This is a genomic window from Escherichia sp. AM3 (assembly GCF_032029835.1).
Classification (GTDB): Bacteria; Pseudomonadota; Gammaproteobacteria; order Enterobacterales; family Enterobacteriaceae; genus Escherichia; species Escherichia coli.
In genome coordinates this window covers 68,622-81,132 of the sequence record NZ_JAVUPQ010000004.1, presented here as the reverse complement: position 1 = coordinate 81,132, position 12,511 = coordinate 68,622, and the positions used below count along the sequence as shown (strand labels likewise).

Below are 12,511 nucleotides of genomic sequence, written 5' to 3'. Positions count from 1 at the left end.
ATGACCATTGCACTGGAACTTCAACAGCTTAAAAAAACCTATCCAGGCGGCGTTCAGGCGCTTCGTGGAATAGATTTGCAGGTCGAAGCGGGTGATTTTTATGCGCTTCTCGGGCCGAACGGGGCCGGGAAATCGACCACTATCGGTATTATCAGCTCTCTGGTAAATAAAACCTCCGGGCGGGTCAGCGTATTTGGTTACGATCTCGAGAAGGATGTCGTGAACGCTAAACGTCAGTTGGGACTGGTGCCGCAGGAATTTAACTTCAACCCGTTTGAAACCGTGCAGCAAATTGTGGTTAATCAGGCAGGGTACTACGGTGTGGAGCGCAAAGAAGCGTACATCCGCAGCGAAAAGTATCTTAAGCAGCTCGATTTATGGGGAAAACGCAACGAACGTGCGCGTATGTTATCTGGCGGGATGAAGCGCCGTTTAATGATTGCCCGTGCGTTAATGCATGAGCCTAAACTACTGATTCTCGACGAACCGACCGCAGGCGTGGATATTGAACTTCGCCGCTCAATGTGGGGCTTTTTGAAGGATTTAAACGACAAAGGCACCACCATCATTCTCACCACACACTACCTGGAAGAAGCAGAAATGCTGTGCCGCAATATCGGCATTATTCAACATGGTGAGCTGGTGGAAAATACCTCGATGAAGGCGCTGCTGGCGAAGCTGAAATCGGAAACCTTTATTCTCGATCTCGCACCGAAAAGTCCGTTACCGAAGCTCGATGGCTATCAGTATCGACTGGTCGATACCGCGACGCTGGAAGTTGAAGTGCTGCGTGAGCAGGGGATCAACAGCGTATTTACGCAGTTAAGTGAGCAGGGCATTCAGGTATTAAGTATGCGTAACAAAGCTAACCGTCTGGAAGAGCTGTTTGTTTCACTGGTTAATGAAAAACAAGGAGATCGCGCATGATGCATCTTTACTGGGTGGCGCTAAAAAGCATCTGGGCGAAAGAGATCCATCGCTTTATGCGTATCTGGGTGCAGACGCTGGTGCCGCCAGTCATCACCATGACCCTTTACTTTATTATCTTCGGTAACCTGATTGGTTCGCGTATTGGCGATATGCATGGCTTCAGCTACATGCAGTTCATCGTACCGGGGCTGATCATGATGTCGGTGATCACCAACGCCTACGCTAACGTCGCGTCATCATTTTTTGGTGCCAAGTTCCAGCGTAATATTGAAGAGCTGCTGGTAGCGCCGGTTCCGACTCACGTCATTATTGCCGGATATGTCGGCGGTGGCGTGGCGCGTGGTCTGTTTGTTGGCATTCTGGTGACGGCAATTTCACTGTTTTTTGTGCCGTTTCAGGTGCATTCGTGGGTATTTGTCGCTTTAACGCTGGTGCTTACGGCGGTGTTGTTCTCCCTTGCGGGTTTGCTGAACGGCGTGTTTGCCAAAACGTTCGATGACATCAGCCTGGTGCCAACCTTTGTGTTAACGCCACTCACGTATTTGGGCGGGGTCTTTTACTCACTGACTTTGTTGCCGCCGTTCTGGCAAGGGCTGTCGCACCTGAACCCAATCGTTTATATGATCAGTGGTTTCCGCTACGGCTTCCTCGGTATCAATGATGTTCCGCTGGTCACTACCTTTGGCGTACTGGTGGTCTTTATTGTGGCGTTTTATTTGATCTGTTGGTCGCTGATCCAACGTGGACGTGGTTTGCGTAGCTAAGGCTATTTCCTCTCCTCTGGATTTAGGGGAGAGGAGTTTTGACGGCTATCACCCTTTATCAACAATGGTCAGGGTAGACTGATTTTCGGCTAAGGAGGAAGGCGATGTTAGGTTGGGTAATTACCTGTCACGATGACCGGGCGCAAGAGATACTGGATGCGCTGGAGAAAAAACATGGGGCGCTTCTTCAGTGCCGGGCCGTGAATTTCTGGCGCGGATTAAGTTCTAATATGCTCAGCCGCATGATGTGCGATGCTCTGCATGAAGCGGACTCTGGTGAGGGTGTCATCTTCTTAACCGATATAGCCGGAGCGCCACCGTATCGCGTGGCTTCATTATTAAGCCACAAACACTCCCGTTGCGAAGTGATTTCTGGTGTCACGTTACCGTTAATTGAACAGATGATGGCTTGCCGTGAAACCATGACCAGTTCAGAGTTTCGCGAGCGTATTGTCGAACTGGGTGGGCCGGAGGTGAGTAGTCTTTGGCACCAACAACAAAAAAATCCGCCTTTCGTCCTCAAACATAATTTGTATGAGTATTAACCCGCGATTCTGATGGCGCTTTTGCTACAATAAAAGCGTTGTTTCACCCTCGGTTATTTTTTCATGTATAAACAAGCTGTTATTCTCCTGCTGATGCTGTTTACTGCAAGTGTCAGTGCCGCGTTACCTGCCCGTTATATGCAAACCATCGAAAATGCTGCGGTCTGGGCGCAAATTGGTGACAAGATGGTGACCGTGGGGAATATTCGGGCCGGACAAATCATTGCCGTGGAGCCCACTGCCGCAAGTTATTACGTATTTAATTTTGGCTTTGGCAAAGGTTTTATCGATAAAGGTCATCTCGAGCCGGTTCAGGGGCGACAAAAAGTTGAAGACGGTTTGGGCGACCTCAACAAGCCGCTGAGTAATCAGAACTTAGTTACCTGGAAAGATACGCCGGTCTATAACGCGCCGAGTGCGGGAAGTGCGCCATTTGGGGTACTGGCGGACAATTTGCGCTACCCGATTTTGCATAAACTGAAAGACAGGTTAAATCAAACCTGGTATCAGATCCGTATTGGCGATCGACTGGCCTATATCAGCGCACTGGATGCCCAACCCGATAATGGCCTGTCGGTGCTAACCTATCACCATATTCTGCGCGACGAAGAAAACACCCGTTTTCGCCATACTTCGACGACCACATCGGTACGCGCTTTCAATAACCAGATGGCCTGGCTGCGTGACAGGGGATACGCGACACTGAGCATGGTGCAGCTGGAAGGCTACGTGAAGAATAAGATCAATCTCCCTGCGCGAGCGGTGGTGATTACCTTTGATGATGGCCTCAAGTCGGTGAGCCGCTATGCGTATCCTGTGTTGAAACAATATGGCATGAAGGCGACGGCGTTTATTGTTACCTCACGCATCAAACGTCACCCGCAGAAGTGGAACCCAAAATCGCTGCAATTTATGAGCGTTTCTGAGCTTAACGAAATTCGCGATGTATTTGATTTCCAGTCACATACCCATTTTTTGCATCGGGTAGATGGTTATCGCCGACCCATATTACTGAGCCGTAGTGAGCACAATATTCTGTTTGATTTTGCACGTTCACGCCGCGCTCTGGCGCAATTTAATCCGCATGTCTGGTATCTTTCGTATCCGTTTGGCGGATTTAATGACAACGCCGTGAAGGCAGCAAACGATGCCGGATTTCACCTGGCGGTGACAACCATGAAAGGCAAAGTAAAACCGGGGGATAATCCGTTGTTACTAAAACGACTTTATATCTTAAGAACGGATTCGCTGGAGACGATGTCGCGGCTGGTGAGTAACCAGCCGCAGGGATAACAATCAAGCAACCTGTACCGGAATCGCTTTCGCGGTACGTTTCATTTCATTGTCGCCTTCAAAATAGGCGACGTTGGGTCGCCAGGTGCGAGCTTCTTCATCTGGCATGGTAACGAAGCTGGCGATGATGACAATATCGCCGACACTGGCGCAGTGGGCCGCCGCACCGTTAACAGAAATAATTCTCGAACCGCGTTCTGCCGCGATGGCATAAGTGGAGAAACGCTTGCCGTTGGTGACATTCCAGATATCAATGGCTTCGTTTTCGAGAATACCGGCTGCGTCAAGAAAATCCTGGTCAATGGCGCAAGAACCTTCATAGTGCAGGTCCGCATGAGTCACTTTCACGCGGTGGAGTTTGCCCTGCAGCATCGTGCGAATCATAACTTCTACCTTTCTACCCTGTCGTTAACGAAGCAGGCGATGCCTGCTTTGAGGAAATTCTCACGCAGTATTGCCCGATTTTTGTTTAGTGTCTACTCATCTGACGGCATTTGCGTCAGCAGTTTGCGTACCGCGCCGAAGCGTGCCATGTATCGCCTGTAACGAATTGATATTTCTCTGAACGCTGCTCGGTAAACAATAAAGAGGTGGCTGACGATAGCGCGCCTTGACTGGATACTGCCTTCACGCAAAGCCACACGGAAGACAGGGAAGATGGATGCACCGAGTACCACACCGCATGACGCGGTATTTAAACAATTTTTAATGCATGCGGAGACGGCTCGCGACTTTCTGGAGATACATTTGCCAGTGGAATTACGCGAACTTTGTGACCTCAACACGCTTCATTTAGAGTCGGGGAGTTTCATTGAAGAGAGCCTGAAAGGACACAGCACGGACGTGCTCTATTCCGTGCAAATGCAGGGCAATCCCGGTTATCTGCATGTTGTGATTGAACACCAAAGCAAGCCGGATAAGAAAATGGCCTTTCGCATGATGCGTTATTCTATAGCCGCCATGCACCGGCATCTGGAGGCTGACCACGATAAGCTGCCGCTGGTGGTGCCGATACTGTTTTATCAGGGCGAGGCCACACCTTATCCGCTATCAATGTGCTGGTTTGATATGTTTTACTCGCCGGAGCTGGCGCGACGCGTCTATAACAGTCCTTTCCCGCTGGTGGATATCACCATCACACCGGATGACGAAATCATGCAACATCGGCGGATTGCGATTCTCGAACTACTGCAAAAACATATTCGCCAGCGCGACTTAATGTTATTGCTTGAGCAACTGGTCACGCTGATCGACGAAGGGTACACTAGCGGAAGTCAGTTAGTTGCCATGCAAAACTATATGCTGCAACGCGGTCATACTGAACAAGCGGATTTGTTTTACGGTGTGTTGAGAGACAGGGAAACGGGAGGGGAGTCTATGATGACGCTGGCGCAGTGGTTTGAAGAGAAAGGGATTGAGAAGGGGATTCAGCAGGGAAGACAGGAAGTAAGTCAGGAATTCGCCCAGCGTCTTCTGAGTAAAGGAATGTCTCGGGAAGACGTTGCAGAGATGGCAAATTTACCTCTTGCTGAGATTGATAAGGTAATTAACCTTATTTAAGTTACCTGTGTTATGACAGATGACGTGGGGTAAATTAATAACTGGCGCCATCAGCCGTAGCGCCAGTTAAGTATTACGCCAGCTCGACCATTTTGTTGTCGATCAGGCGAGCATCGCCAAGCCAGGCGGCTACCAGAATTACTGCCCGTTTGCTGGTTTCAGAAACTTCCAGCAACGTGTCGGCATCGCGAATCTGAATATCATCGGCGCGGAAGCCTTTTTCATTCAGTTCTTGCCCGGCAATAGTAATAATTTCATCGAGATCCCGTTCGCCAACCTGCAATTTGTCGGCAATCGAACTTAAAACTTTGTACAGACCGGGCGCAATTTTGCGTTGTTCCGCCGTCAGATAACCGTTACGGGAACTCAGCGCCAGACCGTCTTTGGCGCGCATAATTGGCACACCGACAATCTCAATATCAAAGCCCATATCAGCAACCATTTTGCGGATCAGCGCCAGTTGCTGAAAATCTTTTTCACCGAAGCAGGCGATGTCCGGCTGGACCAGGTTGAACAGCTTGCTGACAATAGTCGAAACGCCGCGAAAATGTCCCGGACGGCTGGCACCTTCCAGCATGGTCGAAAGGCCAGGAACGTCAACGTAAGTGTGGGTTTCAGTACCGTTCGGGTAGATCTCTTTTACCGAAGGGGCGAAAACTAAATCCACTTTACGTTTGTTTAGCTTTTCGCAGTCCTCCTGCAAGGTGCGTGGATAACGAGCCAGATCTTCCGGGCGGTCGAACTGCATCGGGTTAACGAAAATACTGACGACGACCACATCGGCGCGGGCTTTGGCTTCGTCGACCAGCTTCATATGGCCATCGTGCAGGTTACCCATGGTAGGCACCAGCGCCACGCGCTTGCCTTCCATACGCAGGCGGCGAATTTGCTGACGCAGCAGCGGCAGGGTTTCGATAATTAACACAACGTGACTCCTTAATGGAAACTGTGTTCTTCGCCCGGATAAACGCCGGACTCCACTTCAGCCATATACTGCCGCACAGCCGCGCGGATGTCGCCCGTTTCGGCGAGGAAATTTTTAGCGAATTTAGGAATGTGACCGCCGGTAATACCAAAGGCGTCGTGCATCACGAGGATCTGCCCGTCAGTGACGTTGCCTGCTCCAATGCCAATAACCGGGATCGCCAGTGCTTCGGTAATACGTTTTGCCAGTTCAACCGGCACGCATTCCAGCACCAGCAACTGTGCCCCAGCGGCTTCTAAGGCTAATGCATCGCTGAGCAGTTGATCACCCGCTTCATCGCCGCGCCCCTGTACTTTGTAGCCACCGAAAATATTCACTGACTGTGGGGTTAAACCTAAGTGACCACATACAGGAACGGCACGTTCGGTCAGCATTTGTACGGTTTCTACCAGCCACTCACCGCCTTCAATTTTGACCATGTTGGCACCGGCACGCATAACCGTTGCGGCGTTTTCAAAGGCTTGTTCCGGTGTGGCATACGCCATAAACGGCAGGTCAGCCAACAGCAGGCAGTTTGGTGCGCCGCGACGTACGGCGGCAGTGTGGTAGGCGATATCGGCAACGGTAACTGGCAGGGTGGAGTCGTGTCCCTGAACCGTCATGCCCAGCGAATCGCCTACCAGCATGACGTTAAGTCCTTCATCAGCAAAGAGTTTGGCGAAGCTATAGTCATAAGCGGTGATGGTCGCGAAACGTTTTTTTTCCTGTTTGTACTTCTGCAGTAAGGAGATGGTGGTTGGTTTCATAACGTATCCTGATAGCTAAAGTCAGATCTGATTGCATTCTAACAGTCGAAATCAGGGGGGCAATGGTTTTTAGTGTGAAGAAAGTTTCGCACCAGAGTTTGAATCTGGTGCGTTGAGTTGGGGTGAGACTTACTTATTCATAGGAAAAAGAGAATGTCGCATTACCGGTAAAATCCCCAGGGCTAATTGTGCCATTACTTCCATCTTTAACCAGTTGCGCCGTAAACGGAAAATAAAGAAGGTTGTTTGACCAGTTAGCGTAGTTAAATATAATCTCGTTGCTGTTGTCTGCGTTTAGCTGAACCTCACTGTTGTTCGCAGTTGAGTAGACTTTTACACCAACACCGGTTGCTGAGCCGGATGATTTTCCAATTAATTTTTTATTTGGTGCCTCAGTTGTGGCTTTCAACTTCACTGTAATTTTGCTTGCGTAACAGTAATCGCCCCGAATAGTAAATGGAACTACTTGGGTGATTTCCTGCTTAACCTGGGAAACATAATAGTCTCCCAAGTTTATTTTATTACCGCTGATATTTTGGCTGGTTGAATCCAGAGCAATGGTACTACATGTAGGTTGATCCACGGTAAATTTAAATGTATCTGCATCAACGTAAAAGTTGATCCATGGTTGGGTGTTGATACCAATATACCAGGAAGCAATTTTTCCCGGTAATAACGTTCCACTGGTAACACCATTTTTAGGTTTAAACTCCGGAGTATAGAAAAAGCGAAAACGTAACTTCCATTTTTCATCTGTTTCGCCCCACACCCACCAGATATCGGAGTTGGGGGTGAAGTTATCGTCGCCAGCTGGTGGAATGCGTAAGTCGACTACTTCAGGACAGGTATCACAAATTAATTCAACAGTATAAGCAATACCCGGAACGGTGGTTTTTAATAATGTAGAACCTCGTGCTGAAGTATATGTTGATATTAGATTGGCATCAGCGGTATTAAGAAAATGTATACTCTCATCGCCATTTGGTATGGCTTTACATGCAATTCCATCACCCCGAAGTACAATTGGTACATCTGTGGCTGCATCAGATATTTCGTAAGGAGTAGTGACCTGCTGTGTCGCTACACTATAGGGAGGGGTATTAATGAAAATGGTATAACTCCCGGCCGAACTGCTTTCTATATAGCATTCAGAACCCGTGCCAGCAAAAACATACCATGACGATGCCAAAAATAATAGCACTGCACTGTATATATGAAGCAAAATTTTTTTGACTTTCCCTTGCATAGTAATCCTTATTATTCGTAATAAACGTTAACTATAACCTGACTTCTCACAATGCCAGCAACAGGTGCAAGAGCGTTATTGACTTTTTGCATTCGGGCATAGAATGTCCACGTTGACGGAACCACTTGATTAGAGGGTAAGGCATAAATGGCTTTTGATGCTCCGTCCGTCCCCCGAACGTTAAATTTTTGTGCATGGGGCTGTGCTGAAAAAATAACAACCCCAACATTTTTAGCTCCGATAGATTGTAACTCGTATTGGTTACTGAAAACTTGTTGATTTGCTTGGGCAAGAGATCCAGTTTGTGGTTGAAAATCGAATTTAATCTGCGATTGTGTGGTTTGCAAATTATCACAAGAAACGACGTTGACAGTAAAATTCTTACCGCCAGCGTAATCCGTATCTGGGGTTATATTGTTAGAAAAATAGTCCAGTGTCACGGTGCCGAGATCAACTACACCATTATTATTTATTTCGATCTGACATGTGCTTGACACAATGTTCGCAGTAAGATCTACATCTTTATTAGCCAGGCTAACAGGAGAGCAGAGGGCTGTTACCAGCCCGAAAAAAAGTGCGAAATTATGTTCCTGGAAAAGCATTATAATTTCCTTATCTGTTGTTACTGATAAGAGATTGTAAAGGTAGCTGGAGAAAGAAACTCACCCGGTGTGACATCACTCAACTGTCTGCCTTCAGCAACAACCATCTTAGCACTTAAATCATAATCGAAATGTTGCGTCGCAGTGACGGAAGAAAGGTTAACCGTTTTATCTGCGGGGCTAAAACAATTAAAAATTTCACTGCCAGCTTCAATTTCTGCATTTTTGGTAGTCCATACTTCAACTGCAACTCTTCCTGCTGCGCCCGCACCATTCTTTGCATTTGCAAAACCGGCTGAGTTAGCATTATAACCACCGCAACCTATTCCTCTGGGAGTTAATTTTACCAGTGCTTTTTTTTGCGGAAGTCCGGCACAACCACTAAAACGGATTTTAAAGGCTTTTTTATTGGTTTCATTTCTTAGTTCAGAAATATAAACGTCACCAATCGCAACTTGTGAGATTTCTTTATCATTGGAGTCCAGTAATTGAGCAGTACAAGTACCCATTGTGACAATGCTGTCTACCGTTAAGGTTGCAGACGTTGTTCCTGCCAGGGCACTATGGCTAATCATTCCACCAGTAACAATCAGTATTGCTATTGCTTTTAATTTCATGGTCGCTGTTCCTGTCATTCGTAGGTGAAGTTAAAGGTGGCTTTCGCACGGAAATTACCGATATTTCCTGTCCCTGCTGTAGTTTCGCGCAGGGCAACGGTTAACTTCATTCCATTAGTTTTATCTTCCGTAGTCCACTCAACACTTGCACTATTATTAGGCGTAATAAACGAAGCATCAGCTGCATCCCGGCGCTTGATGCCCATACCAATATTGGTTGCTACAGGAGTGTCCGTCGCTTCGTTTTTAATCAAGTTACCGGAAATGGTTGCTCCAGAAAGTTTAGTGATAATTTTCGAATAACCCTCACTACAATCTTTGGCCACCAATTGAAAATTGGCTTGAGCATCAGCATGAGCATTGGCAATTTTATCCAGCCCAACCGTTGGGATAGTCATACTATAATCATCACCGCCCGTATTATTAACCGCGGGGCCTCCATCTTCTTTAATCGTTATTGTACAAGTAGTCGCCAGCAATTGTGCGGTAAAATCGACATTAATATTTGTCGCTGAGCCAGTTGTGGGTAACCCAAGGCCAACTAGCGTAGATATTATTATGATCCTTTTCATAGAATGTTCCATTTTAGTGGTTAACCAACTTACAGGTAAGGTTGTTTAATAATAAGGTGTTTGTACTTCCAAGTGTTTCTGGCTGTGCAGGAAGTTGATAATGCAATTTGCAATTTATTGTTCGACTGTCTTCGAACCAGCGGATAATTAACTCTCCGCTGTCATTAATACCGCGTACAAATGCCTGACCACCCTGACCCATACTGCCGATCATAATTTCATCCTGATAAACTTCAGCGGCAAAAGGAATAGGTTTACCGTTACTGGTGCTGATATTCAGAACTGCAGAACGCCCCTGGTCAGTTTCAAAACTGGCAAGAATAATGGAACCACTACGAGGTACAGTGGTGGCACTAGTACTTTTCAGTTCGACATCGTTTTCCAATGTTTCAATATTTAATCCCACCCGGTTTTCACGGTATGGACTTAAGGATGAGGAAACGGCATAACCCCAGCGATCGATTTCATCAGTACCGTTATTGACTCGTGCCCCCTTCGCTCCGGGTGCTTTAATGACGACTAAAGTGTCATTGCTACCGAAACTGTTATTGGTAAAGGTCAGGCCGCCACTGTGAAGTACAAAACCACCATCGGTAGAGACAGAGTATTGTTGTCTGTTATCGGTGCTAGCAGAAGCAGAAGCGGAAAAACCTCCCCATGTGGAGTCATAGCTAAGATATCCACCAACGGAAGCGACATTTTCAGATTCTTTATCAAGGTTATAACCCGTATTCACACTGTAACCGATGAGATTATCTTCGCTGTTACCCGAACTACTGACGTTTAATTGATGCGAACCGTTGAAATCAGTATTGAATTGAGTGCTTAGGTTACGGAACCCTGAGGATTTACGTTTACCGCCGAAAATATTTTCCAGCGGAACGCTAACGTTCAAATACATCGCATCATCTTTATTGCCGTCCTCATTCCAGCTACGTTGCAAGTTGACGCTGAAATTCCCCCAGGAGACACTTTTACTGTAACCAACATTGTATTCAGTTCGGTTATTGTTACCAGCCCAGTAGTTTGTCCAGCTGCCAGATAAAAAGAGTGAACCGTAATCCTCATAAGCAAAACTCAACGGCTGATTTACACTAACGGTAAATTGGTTTTTCATGCGTGAATAGGTACGGATCGTGTCTTTGTCGTCGTTGACTGACAGATGATTGGCGTCGTCAATGAGGGCTAACGCATCATGCAGACCAAGGTAATCCTCAGTGGAATAACGATAGGCAGCAAGGTTAAATGAGGTGCTTGTAGCTTCGATTAATTTGTTCCAGGTTATACGATAACTTTGCCCCTGATATGTTTTATCGTCAGGAATTTCGGTACGGGCATGTGTAATATCTACCGCAAAGGCACCAATACTGGTATTGATCCCTAGCCCCAAAAGGCCAGACATATAGTCGTTATCTGTAATTTGGACTCCGGTATAACCGGTGAATAAATTATTGAAACCGTAGTAAAAAGAGGCCTGTGCCATATTGGGTTCATGACGCAAGCTGTCATCGATAATTTGTCCGGCACTAATATCCCAACGGCCAACGCCAGGGCGCTGCAACTGCACGACAGAAGAGAAAGGTTGGGTAAATGAGCGTTTAGAACCATCTGCTTCTTCAATAGTAATGACCAATTCGCTACCAAACCCTGAAGGACTGAGATCGTCAATCACGAATTCACCCGGTGGAACGGTGGACTCATAGATTTTGTAACCGTTCTGGGTCACTGTCACTTTGGCGTTAGAATTTGCTACGCCACGAATGATTGGCGCATAGCTGGCCAGTGCGGATGGTAGCATACGGCTATCACTATAAAGACGCATACCACGTACATTGACTGAGTCGAAGGTTTCACCGGTGGTATAGGCATCACCCACGATCACTTGTGAGCGTATTGCCGGGATGTCACGCTGTAAGTAACGATCCTGAAAGTCAAAACTGTTACCGTTATCTTGTGACCAGTTATAGTTGCCGCGCGCACGCAGGTGCCAGGCTCCTAAATTCAGACCGGTATTGAAGGCTCCGTATATACTGTCCCGGTTGCCATTTTTAGAGTCGGAGTGGTAGGCGTTTAATGAGTAAGAAAGCATGGCGGCATTAATACCCGACTCCCAAAGTGAGGGGTCAACATAACCGCCATATGTTTTATAGACGTAAGCCTGCGGAACCGAGATTTCCAAATGCTGCTCACTGCCGTCATAGCTGACTTCCGCTTGCTCGATCGATTTTTTGATGTCCAGGCAATCGCCTTCTTCGCCTTCTCTGGCAAGCAGTGTAATTGGGTATTCTGGCTGCTTAATATGCAGTTGTGCCAGATTCTTAAGTGTTATACAGGCCGCGGCGCTGTTTTCCCCTATATCAACAAAAGGAAGTTCTAAACTGGCAACGGATTGTTGGTTGATAAACACACGGACGTTATAAACGCCAGGAGGCGTTGGGTTACCCTGTGAATAACGTTTGACATCGATGCTCGATGCCCCAGTACCCATCAAAAAGGAACTGTCATATTCCACGCTTTCTGTTGCCGCGCCGTTACTGCTATAAAAAAAAGCACAACATGCAGCCAGAAGTGTTGTTTTTGGTAGACGGCTTTTCTGATGAGTTAACGTATACAAGGTTGCGTTCCTGGCGATTTAAAGTTAATCCGTTTAG

Annotated in this window: 13 protein-coding genes; 5 read left to right on the top strand and 8 right to left on the bottom strand. The window is 47.1% G+C overall.

Annotation, left to right across the window (positions count from 1 at the left end):
• The 4 genes from RTW80_RS03380 (at position 1) to RTW80_RS03365 (ending at position 3,532) form a co-directional block, all read left to right on the top strand.
• The gene (locus RTW80_RS03380) at positions 1-927 is read left to right on the top strand and encodes an ABC transporter ATP-binding protein (protein WP_000150637.1); all 927 of its coding nucleotides are present in this window, start codon (positions 1-3) and stop codon (positions 925-927) included.
• Entirely contained in the window at positions 924-1,694 is a 771-nt protein-coding gene (locus tag RTW80_RS03375) for an ABC transporter permease (RefSeq protein ID WP_000972203.1), read from the top strand. The genes RTW80_RS03380 and RTW80_RS03375 overlap by 4 nt, the downstream gene beginning before the upstream one ends.
• A 104-nt stretch (positions 1,695-1,798) precedes the next feature.
• Positions 1,799-2,239 carry a PTS sugar transporter subunit IIA gene (locus RTW80_RS03370; protein ID WP_000901989.1) on the top strand — a complete coding sequence of 147 codons (441 nt, stop codon included), beginning with the start codon at positions 1,799-1,801 and terminating at the stop codon, positions 2,237-2,239.
• 63 nt (positions 2,240-2,302) lie between these two features.
• Positions 2,303-3,532: a polysaccharide deacetylase family protein gene (locus RTW80_RS03365; RefSeq protein ID WP_032247704.1), complete on the top strand. Its 1,230-nt coding sequence runs from the start codon at positions 2,303-2,305 to the stop codon at positions 3,530-3,532.
• Between the two features lie 3 nt (positions 3,533-3,535).
• Here RTW80_RS03365 and panD read toward each other — a convergent pair whose 3' ends face one another.
• Positions 3,536-3,916 (bottom strand): aspartate 1-decarboxylase, encoded by a 381-nt coding sequence (gene panD / locus RTW80_RS03360; RefSeq protein WP_000621515.1) that lies wholly within the window; start codon positions 3,914-3,916, stop codon positions 3,536-3,538.
• 273 nt (positions 3,917-4,189) lie between these two features.
• On the opposite strand from panD, the gene rpnC reads away from it, so the two are divergent.
• Complete coding sequence (rpnC, locus tag RTW80_RS03355) at positions 4,190-5,092, top strand: recombination-promoting nuclease RpnC (RefSeq protein WP_000339954.1); 903 nt, start codon at positions 4,190-4,192, stop codon at positions 5,090-5,092.
• A gap of 73 nt (positions 5,093-5,165) precedes the next feature.
• Here the strand turns inward: rpnC and panC are convergent, their stop codons facing one another.
• The 7 genes from panC to RTW80_RS03320 form a co-directional block, all read right to left on the bottom strand.
• Entirely contained in the window at positions 5,166-6,017 is an 852-nt protein-coding gene (gene panC / locus RTW80_RS03350; RefSeq protein WP_000905386.1) for a pantoate--beta-alanine ligase, read from the bottom strand.
• A gap of 11 nt (positions 6,018-6,028) precedes the next feature.
• A complete protein-coding gene (panB, locus tag RTW80_RS03345) occupies positions 6,029-6,823 on the bottom strand; it encodes a 3-methyl-2-oxobutanoate hydroxymethyltransferase (RefSeq protein WP_000805497.1) in 795 nt (264 codons plus the stop codon).
• Positions 6,824-6,956: 133 nt separating this feature from the next.
• Complete coding sequence (locus RTW80_RS03340) at positions 6,957-8,069, bottom strand: fimbrial protein (protein ID WP_001161724.1); 1,113 nt, start codon at positions 8,067-8,069, stop codon at positions 6,957-6,959.
• Positions 8,070-8,080: 11 nt separating this feature from the next.
• Positions 8,081-8,671 (bottom strand): fimbrial-like protein, encoded by a 591-nt coding sequence (locus tag RTW80_RS03335; protein WP_000898741.1) that lies wholly within the window; start codon positions 8,669-8,671, stop codon positions 8,081-8,083.
• A gap of 20 nt (positions 8,672-8,691) precedes the next feature.
• Complete coding sequence (locus tag RTW80_RS03330) at positions 8,692-9,288, bottom strand: fimbrial protein (protein WP_000767887.1); 597 nt, start codon at positions 9,286-9,288, stop codon at positions 8,692-8,694.
• Between the two features lie 14 nt (positions 9,289-9,302).
• The gene (locus tag RTW80_RS03325) at positions 9,303-9,860 is read right to left on the bottom strand and encodes a fimbrial protein (RefSeq protein ID WP_000821233.1); all 558 of its coding nucleotides are present in this window, start codon (positions 9,858-9,860) and stop codon (positions 9,303-9,305) included.
• A 13-nt stretch (positions 9,861-9,873) separates the two neighbouring features.
• The gene (locus RTW80_RS03320; protein WP_000288453.1) at positions 9,874-12,474 is read right to left on the bottom strand and encodes an outer membrane usher protein; all 2,601 of its coding nucleotides are present in this window, start codon (positions 12,472-12,474) and stop codon (positions 9,874-9,876) included.
• Positions 12,475-12,511 lie beyond the last annotated feature (37 nt).